We start from the raw sequence: 22,466 nt of genomic DNA on the forward strand, positions 1-22,466 counted from the left end.
GCCTAGCGACTTCCAAGCGAAAGTGCGGCCGCAAAACAACCTGAACCAGAGCTTTGCCTTTTTCGGCATTCGGATGCAGGGCCTCAACATGGATTTGCTGGGCAAGGGCGCCAACCACATGGTGCAGAACTTCTTCCAACACTCCGTTTCCTACCTCGACCCGGCCGATACCCTGCATACTGCGCTGGAATTACGCTACATGCAAACCCAGTGGGACATCTACGAAGTGGCAGCCCGCCGCCTGCGCCAGCAACTGCGGGCCTCGGCCAAGCGCATCATCCTGCTAGGCAAGCCCGATGCCAACGAACTGTTCCAAACGGCCTATGATGAGGCCAACAAGCGCGTCATTCAGTACGCCGACGAAACCAAATACGGCCTGTTTCTCGACAAGCAACTGGAATGGGAGCGCCAGCTAGCCAGTGAACTAACCGTCCTGGCCGACTTCGCAACGGCCAAATAGCTCCATCAGTTGCGGCGGCTACCCCAGCCACCACCCTAACCCGCCCGCCACCAGCGCCCCGGTCAGGGTATTGATGAAATTGACCGCATTATTCCCCAGCACGCCGCGTCGCTCCAGCGTGGCGCCCAGCACCGAATCCATCAGGTTGCCGGCCGTGCCCGCTGCCAGCAGCCACCCCAGCGCCGGCCCCCAGCCGAAGCCCACGCCGTAGGCCGCCGCCAGCACCGCCGTGCCGGCCAGCCCCAGCAGGGTGCCCTCCAGGCTCACCACGCCGTTGAGGCCGCGTGCGTCGGGCCGTAGCGTGAGGATATTGTAGTAGCGCCGGCCATACACATTGCCCAGTTCCGAGGAGAGCGTGTCGGCCGTGGCGGCGGCAAAGCTGCCGGCCAGCATCAGGCCGGCTAGTGGGGCGGCAGGTGGGTATTGCCAAGCCAATAAGCCCAGCAGGCCCGGCACGCCGGCATTGGCCACCACCTGGCTGGCTGTACGGCGGCCTTTGTTCTCTTCGGCCAGCCCCAAGCGGCGCTTCTCCGCCACGCGCCAGCCGGAAGCCGCCGTGCCCAACCCAAAAAACAGCGCCAACAGCGCCAGCCCGCCAAAGCCGCTGCCGAGATAAATCAGCAGCCCCAGCACCCCGCCCGTCACGGCGGCGGCCGTGGTCAGCTTGCCCGCGCGCACGCTGTAGAGCATGCCCGCCGCCAGCAGCAGCCCCACTAAACCCAGCCGCCATAAATCCATCACGCCAGCCGCTTTTCGTAGCAGAAAAACCGCAGCCCCGGCCGAAACGCCAGTGTAATTTCGCCCGCAAACCGGTAGCCCAGCTTCGGAAACAGCCGCTGCGTGGCGGCATTTTCGGAGTTGGTATCGACGCGCAGCACGCGCAGCCCTTGCGCCAGGGCCTGTTTTTCGGCTTGTGCCATCAGGGCCAGCGCTACGCCACGGCCTTGCGCGGCGGGGGCCACGGCCAGGCGGTGTGTCACCAGGGCCGGCTGGGTCACGTCCCAGTCGGCCTGGGCGTACTCGGCGTCCTGGTCCTGGGTGAGGGCGGCCACGCCGGCCACCGTGCCGTCCAATTCCGCCACCCAAAGCTGATTCTGCTCGATATCCGCCGTGAAAACGGCCGCGTTCGGGTAGTCGGCCGACCATTGGAAGTTGCCGCTGGCCTGCATCAGCGGCACCACGCGCCGCACCAGGGCAAGGATGGCGGGAATGTCGTCAGAAGTAGCGCGGCGGGTGGTGAGCATCTATCGAAAAGACTGAGTTAATGCAGTGTAAGAGTTGTGCAAAATTAGCACCTTCAAAAAACGCCGTTATGCTGAGCGCAGCCGACGCATCTCTACCGAGAAAGTAATTCATTTACTCTTCGCAGTAGAGATGCGTCGGCTGCGCTCAGCATGACGGCGTTCTTGCTCAGAATCTGCCTACCCGCGGCGCAGCACGGCGGCGGCTTCCTTGGCGAAATACGTCAGAATGGCATCGGCGCCGGCGCGCTTGATGCTCGTGAGCACCTCCATCATGGTGCGCTCGCCATCGACCCAGCCGTTTTGGGCGGCGGCTTTTATCATGGCGTACTCGCCGCTCACGTTGTAGGCGGTCACGGGCAGGTGGGTGTGGTTTTTCACTTCCCGAATGATGTCGAGGTAGCTCAGCGCGGGCTTAATCATCACCATATCCGCGCCTTCGGCCTCGTCCAGGGCCAGTTCGCGCAAGGCTTCGAGGCGGTTGGCGGGGTTCATCTGGTAGCTTTTTTTGTCGCCTTTCTTGGGCGCCGACGACAGTGCATCCCGGAACGGGCCGTAAAACGCCGACGCGTACTTGGCCGTGTAGCTCATGATGCTCACGTGCGAAAAGCCGTTCTCGTCCAGCACCCGCCGAATCCAGGCTACGCGGCCGTCCATCATGTCGCTCGGCCCGATGATATCGGCGCCGGCGCGGGCCTGGGCCAGGGCCATCTGGCCCAGCACTTCCAGGCTGGCGTCGTTGAGGATTTCGCCCGAATCGGGGTCCACCACGCCGTCGTGGCCATCGGAGCTGTAGGGGTCCATGGCCACGTCGGTCATGATGACGACCTCCGGAAACTGGCGCTTGATGTCGGCCACCGTTTTCAGGTAAAGCCCTTCGAGGTTGGTGCTTTCGCGAGCCATGGGGTCCTTTAGCACCTCGTTGATGTTCGGGAACGGCGCAAAAGCCTTCACGCCCAGTTCCACGCACTGCCCGATTTCGTCAATCACCCGGTCGGCCGTGAAGCGCATAATGCCGGGCATCGACTTGATTTCCTCGGTCTGGTTCTGGCCTTCGGTGATGAAGACGGGGTAGATGAAATCATGGGCGGTGAGGCGGGTTTCCTGCACCATGTCACGGATGACGGCGGATTTGCGGTTGCGGCGGGGGCGGTGGGTTGGGAGAAAGGACACAGCGAATAAAATTGAGGTAAGACAGCTTAGAACAGCCCCCGCAAAGGTAAGGTTGGGGGCCGGCCTCACCATTTGAAGCCGTTGTAAGCGGCAATTGCCAAAAGAAAACTCACTACCCCCAGCAGCAAGGCCGCGTTGCCCGACAATACACCCGTGAGGCCCAAAATAAGCGCAACCAGCACCATCAATGTGCCCACAGTAAAGGTTATTTCGCCAAGGTCCTCTGTAGAAGCTAGGCTGTGTGAGAGCTTGGGCTGTTGTTTGCCGCCTATGGTGTGGGGCTTGCGCCGGAGCCCTTTCAGGGCTGAGGACGAGCTTGTCGAAGCTGGTTTGTTAGGTCCGCCATAGCCTCGCGCAATCATATAAGCGCCGCCGATGTACATTGGTACGCCTATCAGCAAACCCAATCCGCCTCCCAGTTTGATGCCGATAATCACGGCAGCTACGCATATTATCCCGCCGAGCATAAACAGAATGTTGTCCCAAGACGATTCATCAATTCGACCCTTGGCCTTCATTGCCACACCGGCCGGAGAGTGGCTTTGAAACTTAAGTCGTAGGGGTGATGGTCGGCTACGCGCAGCGGGATAGGTGCCAATAATAAGCATGCGGCAATTAGCTGGGTTACGCTGGCGCTTGTAGCTCCGCCTCGGAAACGGGGAAACAACCGGCCTGTTAACTGACAAGCGACCAGCAAGATGGGCGACAATGTCTGTTTGCCGAGGCAAAACCGTATCGGGCGCTGTCACGGCGGCTTGGGTCGCCATCGGTTGGAACTGAAAAGCTACCCGTTCACCCCGGCAGCCCGTCGCCCAACCCATCAGAAATAGAAGGCCGCAGCCTATGCCAGCAGTTCGTATCATCGGAACAAGGAGGAAAAAAACAACGCTCCAAGTTCAGCGGCCAGCCAGGAGACGGCCTAATCAATTTTTGAATATTAGGTACTCTGCAGTAATAATTTGTAATAGTGTAAAGCGCTGTTGTTTAAATGATTATTACGCTTGTTATTTGACTTTACAGATGCCAGCCTGCGGGCATCGCGCTTACCGCCCAAACGGGTCGATGTACGCCACCAGCACCGCCAGCGCCGCCAGTCCCGCCAGAATCCCCCACACCAGCCCGCCGCCGCTGAGCAGCAGCCCGACGAGGGCAATGGGCAGCAGCACCAAGCCCAGCACGCCCAGCACCGTGGTTCCCAATCCGGCCTCTGCCGTGGCGTGTGGGCGCGTGAGCAAGTGGCGCAGCCGGGCAGGTTTTCGCTTGATGACTGAGGCAACACCAGTTGCTGTGGCTTCATGCGCCACCGCTGCCTCAGCCGCAACCCGGTTGCGGAGATGCACCTGCTGCTGAGGCAAACGCGCTGCCCGGGCCGAGGTAGCAAGCCGCGGCGCGTAGGCCGGCGCTACCGCAGCTGAATCAACCCCCGAAATTACCGCAACGCCAGGGCGAACAGGAAGCGAAACATGTTGCGCTGCTGGCTGAAAAGAAAAGCCGGCCCGGCTGCTCTGGCAACTAGTAGCCAAGCCGGCCATGGCCAGCAGCACGACCAGCGCACGGGAAGAAGACCAACGGAAACGCGTAACAAAAGGCATAGGAGAAGCCAAATAAAGAACCTGAACTGTGCTCTACGAATATGCGCCAGTTTCCGCTACCCGACGGCCAGCTTTTGCGCGGCCTGCCAGCCCGTGCCCGCGCCCAGGGCCACGCCCATGCCGTTGCAGCGCACGGCGGCCAGCACACCCGGTCGCACCCACTCGATGAGGGGCGCCAGCGCCGGCCCAAAGCCCATTACCCCGCTCCAGCGGTAGTCGATGCGGGGCCGCCGGCCGGGCACGATGACCTCGTGCAGCAGGTTTTCGAGGTAGTCCTGCACGGCATCGGTGAGGCCGGGCGCGGTGGTGGTTTCGGCGGCAAAATCAAGGTTGCGGCCTCCGCCCAGCAGGATGCGGTGGTTGGGCAGCTGGCGAAAGTAGGCGTAGCCGTAGTCGTAATGAAAGGTGCCGGGCAACTGCACATCGGGCAGCGGCTCCGTCACCAGCACCTGGCCGCGGCCGGGCGTCACGGCCAGTTCCGGCAGTAGCTCGGTAGCGAAGGCATTGGTGGCCAGCAGCACCCGGCCGGCCTCCACCACCGCGCCATTGGCGAGGTGCAGGCGCGGCCCGGCGGCCGTGGTTTCCAGCGTTTCCGCCGCGCAATTGGTGAGCACGGGCACATCGGCGGCCCACACGCGGGCCAGCAGGGCGCGCATCATACGGCCAGCGTCGAGACTGCCTTCGTGCTCATTCTTTAGCAGTGTGCCCACCCCGCCAAACCCAAAGCGCCCCGCCTCCGCGCTGGCATCGCGGAACGTAACGGCGTGCCCCACCACCGGCGCCAGCAACTGATTGAAGTAATCGATTTTCTCGCGGCACTCCGCCGCCAAACCTGCCTCCTCGTGCCGAAAAAGCTCGTAGCCGCCCACCGGCTGGTAGTTCAGCGCCGCGTCGCCCAGCAACTCGCGCAAATGGCGCAGGCCTTCATAACGGGCCGCCACCACGCCCTGCAAGTCGCCCCGCTTTTCTTGCTCTATCAACTCAGAAATCGACCCAAAACAGGCAAACCCGGCATTCTTCGTGCTGGCGCCGCTGGGCAGCGCGCCGCGCTCCAGCACCACCACGCGCCACGCGGGCCGCAGCTGCTTCAGGTACAGGGCCGCCGTCAGGCCCACCAACCCCGCGCCAACAATGGCTACCTCGGCCGGGCCGAAGAAGGACTGGTGCTCCCAGTAAGAGAGAGTGGAATTGAGCATAAAGCAAATAAAAAGTCTGTCATCCTGAGCGCAGCGAAGGACCTTTTCCCGCTTGAACTGCTCATACGTGATAAGGTCCTTCGCTGCGCTCAGGATGACAGACTGCTTAAATCAGGCTAAAACGCCAGAATCACCTCCTCAATCACGTCGCAGGCGGCATTTAGCTGCTCCTCGTTAATCACCAGCGGCGGGGCGAAGCGGATGATGTCGCCGTGCGTGGGCTTGGCCAGCACGCCGCGTTCCATCAGCGTCACGCACACGTCCCAGGCCGTGCGGCCATCGTCGGTGGGGTTGATGACCACGGCGTTGAGCAGGCCCTTGCCCCGCACCAGGTCCACCAGCTCGGTGCGTTTGGCCTGCACCTGGCGCATACGCTCGCGGAAGATTTCGCCCAAGGCGAAGGCTTTATCGGCCAGCTTTTCGTCCATCAGCACATCCAGCGCGGCGCGCATCACGGCGCAGGCCAGCGGGTTGCCACCAAACGTGGAACCGTGCTGCCCGGGCTGAATGGTGAGCATAATAATATCATTGGCCAGCACCGCCGACACTGGCATGACGCCCCCGCTCAACGCCTTGCCTAGAATGAGAATATCCGGGTCGACGCCCTCGTAATCACAGGCCAGCATCCGGCCCGTGCGGCAAAGCCCGGTCTGGATTTCATCGGCAATAAAGAGCACATTATGCGCCTGGCAAATAGCCGCCGCCTTTTTCAGATAGCCCTCCGAGGGCACCATCACGCCCGCCTCGCCCTGGATGGGCTCCACCAGGAAAGCGCACACGTGCGGCTCCTTCACAGCTTCCTCCAGGGCCTCTAAATCATCGTATGGCACCACCTGGTAGCCCGGCATATACGGCCCGAAGCCGCCCGTGCTGTCGCCATCGGTGCTGAATGAAATAATGCCTGTGGTGCGCCCGTGAAAGTTGTGCTCGGCCACGATGATGCGGGCCATGTTCGGCGCAATGCCCTTTTCCTGATAGCCCCACTTGCGGGCCAGCTTCAGGGCCGTTTCCACGGCTTCGGCGCCGGAATTCATCAGCAGCGCCTTGTCGTAGCCAAACAACTCACACAGCTGCTTTTCCGCCGCGCCCAATTGGTCGTTGAAAAAAGCCCGCGACGTGAGCGTGAGCTGCTGCGCCTGCTTGGTCAGCGCCCCGATGATGCGCGGGTGGCAATGCCCTTGGTTAACAGCCGAGTAGGCCGAGAGAAAATCAAAATACTGCTTGCCGTCCACGTCCCACAGCAGCGGACCCTCGCCGCGGCTCAGCACCACGGGCAGGGGGTGGTAGTTGTGGGCGCCGTACTGGTCTTCGAGCTGCATGAGCTGCTCGGCGCGGGAACTGGTGGCGGTGGGGGAGGCGGAGGTATTCATAAGCCGGTGGGAACTAGAGATGAGTCCACGAACTTACGTTTTTTCGGCCACCAGGGCCGAAATCCCTAGCGGAAGGGCAGGTTTTCCATCTGCCGCGACGTATCGATGTAGCGGCCCACGTAGTTGCCTTCCTGCCGGCCGCTGGCGCGCAGCAGCGTCCAGTCCACCACGGCGGTTTCGGGGAAGCTCACCGGCACCGGCTCGGCCGCGCTGGCCGAACCAGAGGCATCGGGCAGCAGCAGCGCCTGCACGGTGTTGCCGTGCCAGCCCAGCACCCGCGCCGAAACCTGCCGGAAGCTGGTGTCCGTCGCAATCACCCGCACCGACAGCAGGAACTGGTCGCCGGAAGGCAGGCCGGCCAGAAACCGCTTTTTCGCTTGCGGCAGCGTCCGCAGGGCTTCCCGCACGGGGTCGGCCAAGGCGGTTTCGTCACGGGTCAGGGCCGGGCGCACGCTGGCCGGGGCTGTATCGGCGGTGAGGACCACGGGCGTAGTGCCCTGCGCATGTACCAGTTCGGCTAGGGAAACCCCGGCGAGACCCGCCAGCAGCAGGAGGCGAAAAGGTGCTTTCATGAGAAATAGTTGAAGATTAGCAATAGCAAGATACCACCGAATATTCTTCCAACGGCCGCCGCCGTAACTTTGATTCACCGATGCCCCCAGCCCAGCCCCAGCCGCTCCAGCCCGGCGATTTTTATTACACGCCCGAAGGCTATCTGGTCTTCACCGAGCAGTACCACCGACGCCGGGGCACATGCTGCCAGAGCGGTTGCCGCCACTGTCCCTGGAAATTTCGGCCCAAATCAGGCGCTCAGGGCGCATCCGGTCGGAAATAGGGCGGGGTGTTTGGTGAATGCCAGACTTTTGCCGATATTTGCGGCCCGTTTCCCTGCTTTGTAATAAATTTAACCCTCCGATATCATGGCCCGTGTTTGTGATTTGACCGGCAAGCGTACCCGCGTTGGTAACAACGTTTCGCACGCTAACAACAAGACCAAGCGCAAGTTCTATCCGAACCTGCAGAAAAAGCGCTTCTACATCCCCGAGCAGGACGCCTGGGTGACCCTGAAAGTAGCTACCTCCACCATCCGCACCATCAACAAGAACGGCATCATGGCCACCTTGAAGAAGGCCAAGGAGCAGGGCTTCATCGTTTACTAGATTTTTCAGCCTTAAGCACTGAGTAGCAAGTAATAAGCGCCCGCTTAGGCAGCTTGATTACTGAAGACTCACGGCTTGCTGCCCAAAGCCAGCGCCGCTGCGGTTGTCTCTTAGGCAACCGCAGCGGCGCTGGCTTTGTCCGTTGGCGGCTGTGATGAACGGCACTACAAGGCCGTCGTGCAGCGCGCAGCGAAGCATCTTGCCCGCGCAACGCAACCCAATCGAAAGGATTTACTGATGCAGTAAAGACGCTTCGCTACGCGCTGCATAACGTTCTTTGGGCGCAATATTCCTCCGTTCTGCTTCGCCAACTGAAAGTTGCGTCGGGTTGCTTTGCTGTTTCCAAAAATCCCCGTACCTTTGCAGTCCTAAATTTAAAAAACATACCCCCCGTCGAGATGGCCAAGAAAGGAAACCGGGTGCAGGTTATCATGGAATGCACCGAGCATAAAACCTCGGGGATGCCGGGCACCTCGCGCTACATCACCACCAAGAACCGCAAGAACACCCCCGAGCGCATTGAGTTGAAGAAATTCAACCCCATCCTCAAGAAAATGACCGTTCACAAGGAAATTAAATAACCTGAACAATGGCTAAGAAAGTAGTAGCAACTCTGAAAACCACAGAGAACGCCAAGAACTGGGCTAAGGTGATTCGTGCCGTGAAATCGGAGAAAACCGGTGCTTACACCTTCAAGGAGGAAATGGTGCTCCTCGACAAAGTGCAGGAATACCTCGCCACCGGCAACAAGTAATTGTCTCCCGGTTTCGGCTTTGCGTTTGCAAGCAGTTAAAAAGTCCCACCTTCGTGGGACTTTTTGCGTGTAATACCCCTCGTCAGGTTGACTTTTGTCAGGCTGACGCCGAAAGCCGCTTATCACGGCGGCTTTCAGCAGCGTTACCAATCCGAGTGCGGCGAACGTGATAAATTGCTTCGCAAGCTCAGCATGACAGAACCCCCATGGGCCTCTTCGATTTTTTTAAAAAGGACAAGGAAACCCCCGTCCAGCAGGCTTCGCTGGACGCGGGCCTGGAAAAAACCAAAACCAACTTCTTCGAGCAGTTGAGCAAGGCCGTGGTGGGCAAAAGCACCGTGGACGAAGCCGTGCTCGATGACCTGGAAAGCCTGCTGGTGCACGCCGACGTGGGCATCGAAACCACGGTGAAGGTCATCGACCGCATCGAGGCCCGCGTGGCCCGCGACAAGTACGTGAGCACCTCGGAACTGGACCGCATCCTGCGCGAGGAAATCGCGGCGCTGCTGGAAGACAATAAATCCGGCTCGACGGCCGTGCTCGACAGCGCGGGTAGCACCGGCCAGCCCTACGTCATCATGGTGGTTGGCGTGAACGGCGTGGGCAAAACCACGACCATCGGTAAGCTGGCGCACCGCTTCCATTCGGCCGGCAAAAAGGTGGTGCTGGGCGCCGCCGACACCTTCCGGGCCGCGGCTGTCGACCAACTCATCATCTGGGGACAGCGGGTGGGCGTGCCCGTGGTGAGCCACGGCATGAACACCGACCCGGCCTCCGTGGCCTTCGACGCGGTGAAAAAAGGCGTGGAAACGGGGGCTGACGTCGTTATCATCGACACGGCCGGCCGCTTGCACAACAAGGTGAACCTGATGAACGAGCTGAGCAAAATCAAGCGCGTGATGCAGAAGATGATTCCGGATGCGCCGCACGAAGTGCTGCTTGTGCTGGACGGCAGTACGGGCCAGAATGCCTTTATGCAAGCCAAGGAGTTCACCAAGGCCACTGAAGTCACGGCCCTGGCCATCACCAAACTCGACGGCACGGCCCGCGGCGGCGTGGTTATTGGTATTTCGGACCAGTTCAGCATCCCGGTGCGCTATATCGGGGTGGGGGAGAAGATGACCGATTTGCAGCTATTCGACCGGCACACGTACGTGAATTCGTTGTTTAAGAAATAAGCGCCGTTAGTTGGCGTTTGCTGGTAAGCCACTTCAAGCGCCGAACTAATTGGCGTTTAAAGTGGCTTATTGCTATACCCACAAATCGTAAACGTATGAGCCGTTATTCCTGGGTGCTTCCCGCTGCTTGCGCGGCATTCGCATTGGCCAGCTGTGGCAGCAAAAACGACGACCAGCCGGCCATTCCCTATGCGCCCGTCAACCTCAGCATCAACCTCACCAGTCAGGAATACACCCGACTGCGTTTCGACAACGGCGCCGTGACGCTGCCTGTGAAAGGCCCCGCCGGTAGCGGTGGCGTGAAGGGCGTGATAGTGGTGCGGCAAAACGCAAATTCGTACTTGGCCTTCGAGCGCAACTGCCCCTACCGACCCTACGATGCCTGCGCAACAGTGAGCTTGGACCGGAATTCGAGCCTGTTCATGCGCGATTCCTGCTGCAACTCGCAATTTAATTTGCAGGGCCAAATCACTGGCGGCCCGGCGCCGCGGCCGCTCAAACAATACAGTGTCAGCCAACAAGGCTCGCAACTCAACATCACGAACTAAACGGAGTTGGAAATTTTAAGAAAAAAAGTTGCAATCGGCTTGCGTATCTTCGAAAGCCCGTTGTAGATTTGCACTCCGAAACAACAACAACCGGGTTTCGGACTAGAAAAAAGCTTCCTTAGCTCAGCCGGTTAGAGCATCTGACTGTTAATCAGAGGGTCCCTGGTTCGAGCCCAGGAGGGAGCGCTAAAAGGCCACTTACGGTAACGTAAGTGGCCTTTTTTAATTATTGCCCCCGGTTTAGCCCCCGGTATCATTCTTTTGATGTGCCCATGGGTGTGTGCCTGATATTCCTTAAAACAGCAATTCCCTTCGTTCATGGAGCCCGAAATCCAAGAGTTTAGTGCCTTGCTTCGAGCCGAAGGTGTCCACGCTGCCTTGCAGTATCTGAACAGCCGCACGCCCCACCGCTATACGGGCGTGTTTCGCTTCGACGGTGAGACGTTGCGCAACGAGGCATTATTTGACCGCTACGAGCCCGCTGTACAACGAGGAGACGACGTGCCGATGGCGGTGACGTATTGCTCGCTGGTGGGCCGCCAGCAGGCCCCGCTGGAAATTCAGGACGCGGCCACCGACTCCCGCGCGCAGGAAATCTCAACGCCTGTAGTTTCGTATTGCGGCGTGCCGATTCGCGATGCCAAAGGCAGCCCCGTTGGCACGCTTTGTCATTACGACATGCAACGCTGCCAGGAACGCACTACCGACTTGCCATTGCTGGAAGCCGCCGCCGACTTGTTGCGGGGACGCTTCGAGAGCACGACCACTGCCGCGCCATCGGCTTAGACTTAGACATGGGGCCCAGCTTCCGCCTCAACCAGACTTCCCAGCTCACGCCCGAGGTTTGTAGTTGAATCCAGCATTTGGCCTTAGATTGCAGCCCCAATTTTAAGTGCCTCTATACAATGACATTAATTGCTATCGGAATCAAGGCTGCGCCCAAAGAGATTCTCTATGTGGTGATTAAAAAAACCGAAGCAAGGCTTGATTTACTAACGCCGAGCAAACTCATTGTACCTGTCTCACTGACGGTTCCTGAAAAGCTGAGCTTTATTCGGAAGGCATTCAAGGATATTATCGCCGAATTTCAGTGCAACCGTGCTGGTATACGTGTTACAGAAGACCTTGCGGACCCTAATCCTGACCGACTTTCTTATGAAGCCGTCATCCAGGAATTAATAGCAAGCAGTTCGGTGGAAAAGTACCTTATTGGGAAAATATCAACCATGTGCTCCCGTCTCGGCATTGAGAGGGATGCATATAAGCCAATGGTCAAGCAAGGCGCTACCATTGAACCCATCGCCGGGTTTAACACATTCAACGCAGGATGCAAAGAAGCAATCTTGGTTGGTCTAGCTTCGCTTGCGCTTTAATTATGGCTTTCCCATCCCTTTCCACTACTGCTTCACTCGATTTTGAGCTGACCCGTGAAATTGGCCAGCAGGGTAAGAACTCAACAGTGTTTGTTGCTCATGACAAACAGTTGGACGCTGAGATTGTCATTAAGAAAATCGAGAAGGCTCGGCTCCCTGCCATTGAAGAGTTTTTTGCTGAAGCCAAACGGCTTTATGACTCCAGTCATCAGCATGTTGTTCAGATAAAGTATGCTTGTCAGGACGACCAATACATATATTTGGCAATGCCACTATATGCCAGGGGCTCCCTCAAGACATTGATAGATGCGCGTTTCCTGACGGTAAGGGAAATTATTAGGTATGCCTTACAATTCCTTCAAGGGCTTCATAATATCCATGTCAAGGGCCTTGTCCACTTTGATATAAAGCCGGACAATATTTTACTGTCTGATTCAAACGAAGCGTTGGTGGCCGATTTCGGCATAACTGGTCAAATGAATCAGCATGGAATGGCGCAACCAGGTTTGAACTATGCTTTGAACATGCCGCCAGAGGTTTTCGCCCAACTGGTTCACTCTTCTACCTATGATATATATAGCGCTGGCGTAGCTCTTTATCGTCTATGCAATGGTAATCAGGTTTTTTACTCCCAAAGTAGCAGGTATAGTACTCAAGATGAGTTGAAAGAAGCGATAATAACGGGAGGGTTTCCTGACAGAAAGGAGTATCCTGCCCATATCCCAATGGCATTGAGGAAAGCCATCAATAAAGCGATGGACATAGACCAAGCCAAACGGCCCGATACAGTTCTTGATTTGATAAACCTACTCAGCCCTATAGACCAGCTATTAGACTGGTCTTTCACACCTTCATCCGGTCAAGATGAATGGACTTTAGAAACAGACTCAAGTATTTTTAGTGTTATATTTACGAGTAATGCTAATAGAAGTAGTGTGAGTACTACTAAGTTCTTGAAGCGTAGCCAAAAGAGGCAAAACGTTTCAAAAGGAACTTTTGACGTAAGTGGTCTGTCTGCTAAAGAAATTGGCAAACAGATACAGGCACTGCTTCTATCGTTAGAATAGGAGTGCCGTATATACCTATTAATGTCATGGCGAAACGCACCTTAAAAGCAGATGCATCACAATCAGCAAGGAAGGCTAATGCTTTCCCTTATCTTGGTACACCCTTAAATGAGCGACTTAAGCATTCAAATAACGTGGATTTAACTAACAATCATAAGATTACTGATAAGGGGGCTGGATATTGGGAGATACGTCCGCTTGATGCTTCCTTGTAAAAGCCAACAGAGAAATTACTTAAAAGCCCCGCCCACCCAGCGGGGCTTTTTCATGCCCGCCCCCTACCTTGCCTGCATGAAACACCTGCTATTCTAGGCGGCTTTCCTAGCGCTCTGCTTCACGGCTTCAGCCCTGACCACCCACCCCCGTACCACCCACAAAACCGTCACCCACCACGCGGCGGCCAAAGTCAAGGTAAAGACCAAAAGCAGGTCAGCCACGGGGCCGAAGGTGTACTACTGCGCCAGCGGCAACACGGTCAAGTACCACGCCTCGCCCGATTGCCGCGGCTTAGCCCAGTGCGGCGCCTCGGTGGTGCCCATGAGCCTAGCGGCAGCTCAGCAGCGGATGGACCTTTGCAAGTGGTGCTATTAGGAGAAGCATAGCTCCCTACTAGCATGCCATAACCTCGTTAATTTCAGCCTGCTCTCCAAAAAGGTGCAGTTGGCCTATGGCTACCGGCAGGACAGCTGAGATAGTACGCTGACAGGAAGAATACGGGGCTGTGAACTTTAATAAGCTGCTCAGCAGAGCTGATGCTTGTTGAACGTGTACAAAGTTGGTGCTTTCTAATGAACTCACGCCGCATTATATCTCATTTCACGCGTTTCTGCGTTAGCTAGACGTGTCAATTCCCAAGCTACTACGTCTTATTTGCCCGTTGTTTGGCCTACTAGTTTGGGTACGTCCCCATGCAGGCTTGGCGCAAGGCACCTCAGCCGCGCCCGACTCGTGTTGGCAGCAGGGGTTCGGGGTGCCAGAAGGAACCGATGGGGAAGTTTGGGCGATGGTGTGGGCTCAAGGCAGCCTCTACATTGGTGGCAGCTTTACAGCGGTAGGTGGAGTGACGGCCCGCAACGTGGCCCGCTGGGACGGCCACCGCTGGCACAGCCTGGGCACAGGCGATGAAAACGGGGTTGGTGCTCCGTACCGTTTCTATGACGGCCACTGGCAGTACGAGTATGACGCCGGCGTGCGGGCGTTGGCCGTCGCCCCTAACGGGGACGTTTACGTAGGCGGCGATTTCGACCGGGCCGGACGAGTGTCGGCCTCCTGCCTGGCCCGTTGGGACGGCCGCCGCTGGAGCGCCGTCGGCGACTTTAGGCACTTAGAGGATTCCATTTCCCTGCAGCGGGATGCGCAAGCCGCGCGCCGTTGGGAGCAGACTCACCGCTTCAACGCGGAAGATGACCAGCAGGAAAACCGGTACCCGCTCGCGCCCCCCCCGCGCCGTGTTGTGCGGGCGTTGGCAGTCGCGGCCGATGGCACGCTGTATGCCGGCGGCACCTTTCAGTACGCGGCCAGCGCCTACCCCGCCGATACCGTGGCCAGCAGCGTGGCCCGCTGGAACGGCCGGGTCTGGACGGTGCCGGGCCAGGGCGTGCCGGGTACGGTCAACGCGCTGGTCGCCGCCGTGGATGGCCGGGTCTACGCGGGAGGCGACCTCTGGGACGGGCAGCCCGCCGAGCTCGATGTGCGCGGCCGCGTGGCCTGCTGGGACGGCACCACTTGGCTCACCATCGGCACGTCCCACAACTACTACGGCTCCGAAATCGGTCAGGGGATTTATGGGGAAGTACAGGCGCTGGCCGTCGCTCCGGGCGGGGAGGTGTACGCCGCCGGGGACAGCCGCAATTCCATCGACAAGGGCCAGCCGGCGGGCAACGTGGCCCGCTGGAACGGCCACGCCTGGCAATTGCTCGGCCTGGGGCCCTACCGAGGCATCATTGGGACCGTCAAGGCCCTGGCGGTGGCCAGCGGGCGGGTGTACGCCGCCGGCAACTTTCAGCAGCCCGGGACTTGGAAGGCTGACGACCCGTGGCGCGGTAGCCGCATTGCCACCTGGGACGGCCGCGTCTGGCAGCCCCTTGACCCTGCGCTGCCAACGAACCCGGTGCGGCCATCCGAACAATTCAGTGACGTGGCCGCCCTGGTCGTCGCCCCGACCGGCGAAGTTTATGCGGGCGGCCGGTTGCTGGCAAATGGTTCGTCGCGGGGGGCGCAATACCTAGACCGCTGGGCGGGCCACCATTGGGACGGCCTGCCCCAAGCCGGGGCGCAGGGCGTGAACGGTGACGTGCTGGCCGTGGCCGTGGCCGCTGGCGGCCGGGTCTACGTCGGCGGTTCCTTTGGCCGGGTCGGCAATGCGCCCGCCCGCAGCTTGGCGTGCTGGAATGGCCGCGCCTGGAAGCCGCTGCCGCTGGGCTGCTTGGTCGACAACGCTTGGGGGCCGGTCATTACGGCCCTGGCGGTGGCCACCGACGGGCAACTCTACGCCGGGGCTGGCGCTTACTCCCAAGGCCCGCAGGCCTGCCGCGTAGCGCGCTGGGATGGCCGGGCCTGGTACCCGCTCGGCACGGGGCTGCGCGCCAATTCGCCGACCGATTTGGTAGACGTGTGGGCACTGGTGGCCGACCGGCGGGGCGGCGTGTACGTGGGCGGGAATTTCCGCGCGGCCGGCGGCTTGCCCACGCCCAGCGTGGCCCGGTGGACCGGAACGGCTTGGGAAGCCGTGGGGGCGGGCCTGCCCGACTCTCGGATTACGGCCCTGGCCATCGCGCCAAACGGTGACCTCTACGCAGCTGGCGAAATCAGCCTGCGCAAGGGCTACAGCGAGGAGCTGGTGATGCGTTGGGATGGCCGCACCTGGAGCCGGGTGGGCGGCTTTGGCAACGGCAATGAGCATTGTGAAAATACGAACAGCGGCGTATTCGCGCTGGTCGTCGCTCCTAATGGCGAGCTGTATGCTGGCGGCGTGTTCATGGCGGTTTACCAGGCCGGCGTGGAGGTGCCGGCCCGCAACATAGCCCGCTGGGATGGAACGGCTTGGCACGCCCTGACGCCTACTCAGGCGGAAGAAGCGGCTGGCAACTGCGAGGGCGTGCACAGCTTGGCCTTTGCCCCTGGCGGCAACCTGTATGTAGCCGGCGACTTTGCCCAGCTCGGCGGGGTGGCCGCTCGAAACGTGGCCCGCTGGGATGGCGCGGCTTGGCACGCCCTCGGCAGCGGCCTCAACGGCCCGGCGCTTTCCGTGGCCTCCGTTCCGGGTGGCCGCGTGGTGGTGGGCGGCCGCTTCACCGGATTCGGCGATGCCCGCCGGGCGTCGTTCCACATCGCGGTGCTCGGCCCCAACCTTTGTCAGCCACTAGGCAACCTGCTCATGCCGCCTCCGGGGGCTCCAGCCCACCACGGTCATCCCAGCGGGCCAGTGCACCGGAAAGGTGGGCATAATTAAAACCAACTCTCGGCAATTCTGGTGTGACTTTCATAAACCGGAGTGTGGGGTAGGCTGGGCGTGGCTCCAACTGGCGCGCTAACCCTTACAGCGCTTCATCCGAGGGAATAAAGTCAGGATAAGAAAGTCCCACCCAGTGGGGCTTTCACATACCCATTTCTTACCTTGCCTCCGTTTTGCGTCTCACACTGCTCGCGCCATCGCGCGCAACCAACTTCGCTTTTGGCATGGCCTCAAACCAACAATTCGTCGATTTTATATTAGACCAACTAGATGCTTCTGGGCAAGTTGTAGCGAAGAAGATGTTTGGGGAATACGGCCTCTATTACGGGGACAAGCTGTTTGCGCTGGTCTGTGACAATAAGTTGTATGTGAAACCTACAGCAGCAGGCAGAATCCACATATCCAGAGTAGTGGAGGCACCGCCTTACCCCGGAGCCAAGCCGAGCTTCTTAATCGAGGAGGGTATGGAGGACCGCGATTGGTTGAGGGAACTGGTCCAGGTGACCGTTGCAGAGTTACCGCAACCCAAACCCAAGAAGCAGAAGCCAAGCTAGCGCCCCTCTCCTTAACCGATGCCGATTACGCGAAGTTGGGCACGCTGGCGAAGGCTGCAATACATCATTGACCGGCTGAAGCAGGATAAATATGCTTTCTTAATTATGGAATTTCCCTTTCCGATATGTCCCTTAACCGGCATTCCAACACTTGGAAACGCTAGTACCGTGCCGACAGGCAGCCAACAAGTCCTGTACTCCTTTAAGCCAATCGGTCAAGCCATTTTTAGCCTAGGACAAGCTATCAAACTAAAACTAGACGTTGAGCGGAAGCAACTTGTCCCACGGCCTGATTTAGCTGGACTTTGCCGCGAAGCAGCGGAAAATAATCAGTCCCCATTTCTTATCACAGGAGAATTGTTCGCTAGGCCACTTTACAACACACCAGATACGTTTGAGGAAAAACAAGACCACTTTTTAAAATTTCTCTACCAAAAGGGAGGAAGGGAGCATAAACGACGAGATATTTTTGTCTACAATGATTTCCCCCTCGCCTATACCGGAAGCGCAAAAGAGTTTTTTGAGCTTATCGAATCGCTTTTAGCTGAAGAACTCATTAGTTGTATTGACCCAGGGGCCGACCTTAATTCGTGGCCCTTCGGAATCCGTGGCGAGTATTATAGTGTGCTTCTTACTCGCGAAGGAAAGCAGAAAGCAAAGGAGTTATTAGAGGGACCACCTCCATCCTCACCTGCTCAGCCCACCACCATTACGCCTATTTCTCTTTCTACGCTTCACCCCGCCGTGCAACAGGCCGCCGGCTCGCGCTTCGCCAGCGCCCACTACGCCGACGCCATCAGCGCCACTTGCACCGCGCTCGACAAGGCGGTGGCCGCAAAGGCCCAGCGCCTCGACCTCAACGGCAAGCAACTCATGGATGTGGCTTTTACGCCCAAGAATCCGCTAGTGCGTCTGAGCCCGAACGACAACGAGCAAACCGGCTTCATGCTGCTCTACCAGGGCGTGATGCAGGCCATCCGCAACCACTATGCCCACAACCTGACTGAGGTACCCGCGGCCCGCGCCCTTGAATGGTTGGGATTTATTAGTGCTTTGTTCTATAAGCTAGATGAATCTACGGCACCCTCTGATAACATCACTAAAGATAATTGATAGAAAAAATGGATATCAGCCGCGCTAATTCGATTCAGATGAAGATGCTCGACCATGAACATGGGGCAATGAACAGACTTATCAAGGTTACAACGGCAAGCCTATGGTATTTGTCAGAAGAATCAACGCTAGGCAAAGCACCCGCTCTCACAGAACTGTTTGATAGTTACCTTCCATATTGGGGTAACCCCCCAATTGCTGAGATGAATGCCACGCAAAGAGATGTATTTACTTATGAGCTTGGCAGAATGGGTGTTGTTCGGGTTATTTCTGTCCTAGACCACTATATTACAGCTTTATCAGCTGAGATAGATGCCATTAACAATATAAGTGGTAGGACATTGTTGGCCATAAGCGGGAAAAGCAATGTCGACAATGATAAACCACCCCGGTTCATTGGTTTTGCCAATAGCATTGGGCTAAGCCTAACTGAAAGGGAGCAAGCGCTAGGGGAATTCGTCAACGTCCTGAGAAACTGCTGTGCTCATAGAGCGGGACACGCATCACGAAAGCTAGTTGAGCTGCTTGCTAATAAGCACGTTGAAAATGAGTTGACAATTGTGTCTAGAAGAGATAGGAAAAAGGATTGGACGGCCACTCTGCCTAAACTGGCCATTGGAGATGAAATTCCCATCAATCCTATCCATGCCATCTGGGCCTCAAGCACATGCTTGAATCTGGCCAGAAGGATAGATGCGTTTGTTCTTGACAAGCTTGGGAAAAGAGGAATTCTATGTTCAGCGATTCACCATTTACCTAAATCCTACTACCTGGGAAAAGGGATGAATACGTTTGATACCGCTCAAGCGGCAATAAATTTTTTGCTGTCACAAATGCGCGTAACAGGGTTTCAGGAGCTGAGCACAATAAAAATGTTGAGAGAGGAGGGGTTGTGGGAAAAGGCTGTAACAGCGTTCGATAATATAGTTAGCTGATTTTTGTTATATAAATTTTACTCATTCTGCCATGCCCACTGACCCACTATCTACCCTGGCCCTTGCCACGGGTGGCGCCTTCCTAGGCAAGTTCGTTGGCCCGGCGGCCGAATCGATAGGCAAAGTGGCCTGGGAGCGCGCCCAGCAACTTGGCACGAGGGCCCACCAGATGCTCGCCGCTGTTGGCCGGGAACCCCAGCCGGTCGAGCCAAAAATACTGATACCCCTGGTGCAGGCCGCGGCATTAGAATCGGATGAAACATTAGCGGAGAAATGGGCGGCGCTGCTGTCGAATGCGGCGGACCCGGAAAAGCGGGCGCAAGTGCAGCCGGGCTTTGTCGAGGTGCTGCGCCAACTCACTCCGATGGATGCGCAAGTTTTGGAGGAAATGGCTTTGCTGCAGCTACACCCAGAGGATTCATCTATATCAGGATACATCGCCATTCCGTTGCTTTTAAGGCGTTTTCCTAAACTCCAGGAAGACGAGTTTCTTATCATAACGGGCAACATAGCCCGGCTGGGCCTGTGCTTAGGCGTAGGGCTACAGGATGTTAAAAAGAAGGGGGCATTCCCTTTTGCCCCTAATGCCCAATACACCACTATGGGGCCCGGCGTTGACTATCTTCAGCTTACTCCCTTCAGCCGAGCCTTTTTAAGTGCCGTCACTACGCCTGCGTTATAGCTTAGCCTTCAGTATAAGTTGCGGAAACCCCCGGCCCATCAGTTGGGGCTTTTTCGTAGCTTGGCAACATAACAACTATTCCTCGATGATTGCCTACAAGTACCGTGGCGGCTATACCTTCAACCGAGACCTCGACTCTATTGCTGGTGACTACTTTTTCGCAGCTGGTATAGATAAGCTCAACGACCCTTTTGAGGCCACATATTCCATTGCGCCTATTAAGGATTTCATCAAGTTTGTGGAGCTGCTGATTGGCCGAGAGCCCAACTTGATAGGGATGAAGGAATCGCTACACCGTGCCTTGTCCAGCACTGGCAAAGCGGGTATTTTCTCCTTAGCTGCACGACCTGACGATTTAAAGCTCTGGTCTCACTACGCAAGTAATCATACGGGCTTTTGTGTAGGCTACGAAGTAGAGCAGTTGGAAAAATTCAACAGCGATGCCCGCTATACCAACTACAAAATCCAAGTCGAATACTCAGAACGGCCCGCCACCTTGGACCTAGCGGACATAACGGGCAGGAACATCGTTACTTTTCTGCAAAAGACAATTGGCACGAAGCATCCAGAGTGGGAACACGAAGCCGAAACCAGAATCATTACCGACGCAGTGGGGCCGATGCCTCACGATTTTAGGGCTATCAAGTCCATTCACTTCGGGCTGCATATGCCCCTAGAGCAGATGGAGGCGGTGATGGAGCGCATGCAAGGGCGCGGAATTGCTTACTACAAAATGCACCGGAGCGCCGTTGCTTACGGCCTTAGGGCAGTGCCTGTGACCGACATATTTGCCGATGCGCCTCGTTACCTGTACCGCGTAGGTCCTATAGGGGAAAACCCATTCGACACGTATACAGAAGGAACGGAGAAGGAGGAAGTGTTGCCCTACATACATAGGGCGGTCGAGGTGCAGCGTCGAGACCCATATTGTTCAAAAGTAGAGTACGCTGAGCGTTGCATAGGTCAGGACCGGCCGGGGCAGATTTATGTTCATTATCGGTATAATGAAAGCTATTATAACCGCTACTTTACTAGAGAGGAGATTGATAAACTATATGCTCTTATTTCCGACTTGCAGACAATATAATACAAAGCCGCAGCCTCAACCAGGAGCTTGAAACTGTTGCTTTTCAGCATAAATTCTTCAATTCTTTACGAGCATCGACCAAGTACTGGTGGGTGAATTGACTCAGGGGGTAGCTATGCAAGTGCATGCCAAAGTAAAACTTCTTTGTCTTAGGGTCTGCATGCGCCCTTTTGACCTCTTGCAACAGGCTTACCAGACTCACTTCGTGGTCCTTCAGCACCTGAAGCAACAAGTCCCAAGTGGGCAAGTCCATAATGAACAGGTTCTCGATGGGTATGTGCAACCTGTTTTTGTAATCAGGGCCCAAAGCGCGCAGGGCTTCCCCTTCCAGAAACTGTTCCCACATATCGGCTGAGTCGCCTAAGAACAGTTCTTTGTACGTCACAATGATTCCATAACGCTCTGCTGCACAAGGCAGCGATGCCGCAACAGCTTGCATTTGCTCGGCATAGGCCTTGCCTACCGTCTGGCGCAACTCTCGGCTAAGCAGCCAGTCCTCCGGATTAACACTCACATGAGGTTTCAATTCAATGGCTTTGGCCTCAACTAACACGCGCTCATCAAGCACAAAATCCACTACCTTATGCCCTTTACCCAGCATTCGCCGCAACTTGTTTTCATCCTGATACGGCATCCTTATTTCATCGAGGCCTAACTTCATATACCTCTCCATTCGGGCGCCCAACTCGGTGGTGAATGCCTCGTCCCGGTGCTTCATGTAATCATAGATGAAGTGCCCAAATGTTTGATGAAGAATCGCATGGTGGGGTATCAAAGCGGTTCTCTTGTATAAGAAAAGGGGTTTTCGCGTAAAGAACGACACGTCAAATACCTGCAAATTATAGTCTTTGACTTGGCGTGTATCTTCCTCAACTGCGCGCCCGATAGTATCCCTAGACACCGTCAGCAGGTCAAGAAAAGTCGAAGTGAAGGTTGGGCCAAAGAAATCCATCAGCCCTTGGTAGATGAATTTGTCAATGTACCCCCAGTACTTGTAAAGGGTGGGGTCGTCGCTGAAAATGAAAAGGTGAAGAAAGTAGAAGGCTTGCAGTACTTGGTGCAGCGAAAGTCCACTTAATTTCTCAAACTCGGCCGCAAGGTCGTGGCTGTGCTTGAGCTGCTTGAACAGCACGAACTGGCGCGAGAATGTATCTACGAAGGTCTTTTCTTGGTAGGTAAATTGCTGAAATGCTAGGATAGCAAAAGTCTTATGGGCCCGCCCATGCTGGCGCAGGTCAAACGTGGCGTGAGACAATTCCAGTTTGCTCACCATCTCCATTAGGTTGAGTACATCCTGCCTGCTTGCTGTTTTATAGGGGCGCTTACATTCGGCAAACTCCATTGCCCACTTTAGCAAAATCAAAGGGTGCCAGAAGGCTGATGGACGAGTATCCCGCTCTTGCAGCTTTAGAATCGCCAGTAGTTCATTTACTAGCGATTCATATGTGAACTGACGGATTTTGTTCCGGATGGGATTGAATTCCATAGCGTAGCAGCAGTACGGTAACGAGGATGGCCAAATCTACAAC

Annotated in this window: 26 protein-coding genes and 1 tRNA gene; 18 read left to right on the forward strand and 9 right to left on the reverse strand. The window is 57.0% G+C overall.

Annotation, left to right across the window (positions count from 1 at the left end):
• Positions 1 to 22 precede the first annotated feature (22 nt).
• The gene (locus Q4S41_RS02110; RefSeq protein WP_305029480.1) at positions 23 to 460 is read left to right on the forward strand and encodes a hypothetical protein; all 438 of its coding nucleotides are present in this window, start codon (positions 23 to 25) and stop codon (positions 458 to 460) included.
• Positions 461 to 478: 18 nt separating this feature from the next.
• On the opposite strand, the gene Q4S41_RS02115 is transcribed toward Q4S41_RS02110, so the two are convergent.
• The 8 genes from Q4S41_RS02115 to Q4S41_RS02150 form a co-directional block, all read right to left on the reverse strand.
• Positions 479 to 1,198 (reverse strand): DUF92 domain-containing protein, encoded by a 720-nt coding sequence (locus tag Q4S41_RS02115; RefSeq protein ID WP_305029737.1) that lies wholly within the window; start codon positions 1,196 to 1,198, stop codon positions 479 to 481.
• Positions 1,198 to 1,704 (reverse strand): GNAT family N-acetyltransferase, encoded by a 507-nt coding sequence (locus Q4S41_RS02120; protein ID WP_305029481.1) that lies wholly within the window; start codon positions 1,702 to 1,704, stop codon positions 1,198 to 1,200. The genes Q4S41_RS02115 and Q4S41_RS02120 overlap by 1 nt, the downstream gene beginning before the upstream one ends.
• Before the next feature lie 177 nt (positions 1,705 to 1,881).
• On the reverse strand, positions 1,882 to 2,874 hold the full coding sequence (gene hemB, locus Q4S41_RS02125; protein ID WP_305029482.1) for a porphobilinogen synthase: 993 nt from the start codon (positions 2,872 to 2,874) through the stop codon (positions 1,882 to 1,884).
• A 65-nt stretch (positions 2,875 to 2,939) separates the two neighbouring features.
• Positions 2,940 to 3,737 carry a hypothetical protein gene (locus Q4S41_RS02130; protein WP_305029483.1) on the reverse strand — a complete coding sequence of 266 codons (798 nt, stop codon included), beginning with the start codon at positions 3,735 to 3,737 and terminating at the stop codon, positions 2,940 to 2,942.
• Between the two features lie 180 nt (positions 3,738 to 3,917).
• Positions 3,918 to 4,109, reverse strand: a complete 192-nt coding sequence (locus Q4S41_RS02135) for a hypothetical protein (protein ID WP_305029484.1) — start codon at positions 4,107 to 4,109, stop codon at positions 3,918 to 3,920.
• A 413-nt stretch (positions 4,110 to 4,522) separates the two neighbouring features.
• Positions 4,523 to 5,662 carry an NAD(P)/FAD-dependent oxidoreductase gene (locus tag Q4S41_RS02140; protein ID WP_305029485.1) on the reverse strand — a complete coding sequence of 380 codons (1,140 nt, stop codon included), beginning with the start codon at positions 5,660 to 5,662 and terminating at the stop codon, positions 4,523 to 4,525.
• Positions 5,663 to 5,778: 116 nt separating this feature from the next.
• A complete protein-coding gene (gene rocD, locus Q4S41_RS02145; RefSeq protein ID WP_305029486.1) occupies positions 5,779 to 7,032 on the reverse strand; it encodes an ornithine--oxo-acid transaminase in 1,254 nt (417 codons plus the stop codon).
• A 65-nt stretch (positions 7,033 to 7,097) separates the two neighbouring features.
• On the reverse strand, positions 7,098 to 7,604 hold the full coding sequence (locus Q4S41_RS02150; RefSeq protein WP_305029487.1) for a hypothetical protein: 507 nt from the start codon (positions 7,602 to 7,604) through the stop codon (positions 7,098 to 7,100).
• Positions 7,605 to 7,684: 80 nt separating this feature from the next.
• Between Q4S41_RS02150 and Q4S41_RS02155 the strand changes: the two genes are divergently transcribed.
• From Q4S41_RS02155 to Q4S41_RS02235, 17 genes are all read left to right on the forward strand, one after another.
• Positions 7,685 to 7,867: a DUF5522 domain-containing protein gene (locus Q4S41_RS02155; protein ID WP_305029488.1), complete on the forward strand. Its 183-nt coding sequence runs from the start codon at positions 7,685 to 7,687 to the stop codon at positions 7,865 to 7,867.
• Between the two features lie 85 nt (positions 7,868 to 7,952).
• Positions 7,953 to 8,192, forward strand: a complete 240-nt coding sequence (gene rpmB, locus Q4S41_RS02160) for a 50S ribosomal protein L28 (protein WP_305009768.1) — start codon at positions 7,953 to 7,955, stop codon at positions 8,190 to 8,192.
• A gap of 398 nt (positions 8,193 to 8,590) precedes the next feature.
• Entirely contained in the window at positions 8,591 to 8,773 is a 183-nt protein-coding gene (rpmG, locus tag Q4S41_RS02165; protein WP_035567317.1) for a 50S ribosomal protein L33, read from the forward strand.
• A gap of 8 nt (positions 8,774 to 8,781) precedes the next feature.
• The gene (locus tag Q4S41_RS02170) at positions 8,782 to 8,946 is read left to right on the forward strand and encodes a DUF4295 domain-containing protein (RefSeq protein ID WP_196295226.1); all 165 of its coding nucleotides are present in this window, start codon (positions 8,782 to 8,784) and stop codon (positions 8,944 to 8,946) included.
• A 206-nt stretch (positions 8,947 to 9,152) separates the two neighbouring features.
• Complete coding sequence (gene ftsY / locus Q4S41_RS02175) at positions 9,153 to 10,124, forward strand: signal recognition particle-docking protein FtsY (RefSeq protein WP_305029489.1); 972 nt, start codon at positions 9,153 to 9,155, stop codon at positions 10,122 to 10,124.
• Between the two features lie 95 nt (positions 10,125 to 10,219).
• Positions 10,220 to 10,672: a hypothetical protein gene (locus Q4S41_RS02180; RefSeq protein ID WP_305029490.1), complete on the forward strand. Its 453-nt coding sequence runs from the start codon at positions 10,220 to 10,222 to the stop codon at positions 10,670 to 10,672.
• Positions 10,673 to 10,784: 112 nt separating this feature from the next.
• A tRNA-Asn gene (locus tag Q4S41_RS02185) sits at positions 10,785 to 10,858 on the forward strand.
• Positions 10,859 to 10,990: 132 nt separating this feature from the next.
• Complete coding sequence (locus Q4S41_RS02190; RefSeq protein WP_305029491.1) at positions 10,991 to 11,458, forward strand: GAF domain-containing protein; 468 nt, start codon at positions 10,991 to 10,993, stop codon at positions 11,456 to 11,458.
• 119 nt (positions 11,459 to 11,577) lie between these two features.
• Positions 11,578 to 12,045, forward strand: coding sequence for a hypothetical protein (locus Q4S41_RS02195; RefSeq protein ID WP_305029492.1), 468 nt, complete (start codon positions 11,578 to 11,580; stop codon positions 12,043 to 12,045).
• Positions 12,046 to 12,047: 2 nt separating this feature from the next.
• On the forward strand, positions 12,048 to 13,112 hold the full coding sequence (locus Q4S41_RS02200; protein ID WP_305029493.1) for a serine/threonine-protein kinase: 1,065 nt from the start codon (positions 12,048 to 12,050) through the stop codon (positions 13,110 to 13,112).
• A 26-nt stretch (positions 13,113 to 13,138) separates the two neighbouring features.
• Positions 13,139 to 13,327 carry a hypothetical protein gene (locus Q4S41_RS02205; RefSeq protein WP_305029494.1) on the forward strand — a complete coding sequence of 63 codons (189 nt, stop codon included), beginning with the start codon at positions 13,139 to 13,141 and terminating at the stop codon, positions 13,325 to 13,327.
• Positions 13,328 to 14,115: 788 nt separating this feature from the next.
• Complete coding sequence (locus tag Q4S41_RS02210) at positions 14,116 to 16,563, forward strand: hypothetical protein (protein WP_305029495.1); 2,448 nt, start codon at positions 14,116 to 14,118, stop codon at positions 16,561 to 16,563.
• 176 nt (positions 16,564 to 16,739) lie between these two features.
• Complete coding sequence (locus Q4S41_RS02215) at positions 16,740 to 17,120, forward strand: TfoX/Sxy family protein (protein WP_305029496.1); 381 nt, start codon at positions 16,740 to 16,742, stop codon at positions 17,118 to 17,120.
• Between the two features lie 18 nt (positions 17,121 to 17,138).
• Positions 17,139 to 18,233 (forward strand): TIGR02391 family protein, encoded by a 1,095-nt coding sequence (locus tag Q4S41_RS02220; protein ID WP_305029497.1) that lies wholly within the window; start codon positions 17,139 to 17,141, stop codon positions 18,231 to 18,233.
• Between the two features lie 38 nt (positions 18,234 to 18,271).
• Positions 18,272 to 19,168: a hypothetical protein gene (locus Q4S41_RS02225; RefSeq protein ID WP_305029498.1), complete on the forward strand. Its 897-nt coding sequence runs from the start codon at positions 18,272 to 18,274 to the stop codon at positions 19,166 to 19,168.
• Positions 19,169 to 19,199: 31 nt separating this feature from the next.
• Complete coding sequence (locus Q4S41_RS02230) at positions 19,200 to 19,850, forward strand: Abi-alpha family protein (protein WP_305029499.1); 651 nt, start codon at positions 19,200 to 19,202, stop codon at positions 19,848 to 19,850.
• 85 nt (positions 19,851 to 19,935) lie between these two features.
• Entirely contained in the window at positions 19,936 to 20,937 is a 1,002-nt protein-coding gene (locus Q4S41_RS02235; protein ID WP_305029500.1) for a DUF2971 domain-containing protein, read from the forward strand.
• A 43-nt stretch (positions 20,938 to 20,980) separates the two neighbouring features.
• Here the strand turns inward: Q4S41_RS02235 and Q4S41_RS02240 are convergent, their stop codons facing one another.
• A complete protein-coding gene (locus Q4S41_RS02240) occupies positions 20,981 to 22,423 on the reverse strand; it encodes a hypothetical protein (RefSeq protein WP_305029501.1) in 1,443 nt (480 codons plus the stop codon).
• Between the last annotated feature and the right edge of the window lie 43 nt (positions 22,424 to 22,466).

The organism is Hymenobacter convexus, assembly GCF_030580955.1.
Classification (GTDB): Bacteria; Bacteroidota; Bacteroidia; order Cytophagales; family Hymenobacteraceae; genus Hymenobacter.